This is a genomic window from Yersinia sp. 1252 StPb PI (assembly GCF_048593885.1).
Classification (GTDB): domain Bacteria; phylum Pseudomonadota; class Gammaproteobacteria; order Enterobacterales; family Enterobacteriaceae; genus Yersinia; species Yersinia enterocolitica_E.
In genome coordinates this window covers 1-674 of sequence record NZ_JAZGQE010000448.1, presented here as the reverse complement: position 1 = coordinate 674, position 674 = coordinate 1, and the positions used below count along the sequence as shown (strand labels likewise).

Sequence of the window (674 nt, the reverse complement as noted above, 5' to 3'; positions counted from 1 at the left end):
CGTCAGCATATTTGGCTGCTACTTTCCTGGCTAGTTTCCGTGACTTTATATTTAGATCATTTTTATAATTAAAATGTTCCCACGATATATGCTTTATCTTAGTGCCTAATAAAGCTGTAGTACTAAATAATGCTAACATTGTATCAACATCAATCAAAACATCGATTGATTCATCTATTAAGATACGGCGTAATCTAAAAACGACAGACAAGTAGGCAAGTGAGAAGCGTTTTTTTTTATCAAAAAGTGATACGATTTTTATTCTTTCATCTACATGAAAAAAAGGCGAAGCATTACCACTTAAACTGATAATAATAACCCGATAGCCATCTTTAACCAGATAGTTAGCAAGAGCTAAACTGACTCTCTCAGTACCACCGGTGAGACTGATATCGCCACCAAAGAAAGCAATTACTTTCATGAAATCCCTTGTTGTGACTTAATTTTACGAATTATCACACCAGGCAGTGTAACAATTTTAAGTAAGAGTGAATTTTTTTCTTCAATGACATACTTCTTATCCATCATAGCGATAGCCTGATTAATACGTATGATAGTTTTTATAAAATCCAATGGCCTATATAACCATACAATCTTTGGAGTATTTTCCAATAATGCCTTACGCGAGATATAATGGCCTATTGCATGTTTTTTTATTGAAGACTGACTGAGCC

1 protein-coding gene and 1 pseudogene are annotated in these 674 nt (G+C 33.7%); both read right to left on the bottom strand.

The window, feature by feature from the left end:
- Positions 1-421: glycosyltransferase (locus V2A85_RS24245; protein WP_420072627.1), on the bottom strand; the 421-nt coding region annotated here is incomplete at its 3' end.
- Positions 418-674, bottom strand: a pseudogene (locus tag V2A85_RS24240) (glycosyltransferase family 2 protein); the annotation flags it as partial. The gene V2A85_RS24245 and the pseudogene V2A85_RS24240, both read right to left, overlap by 4 nt.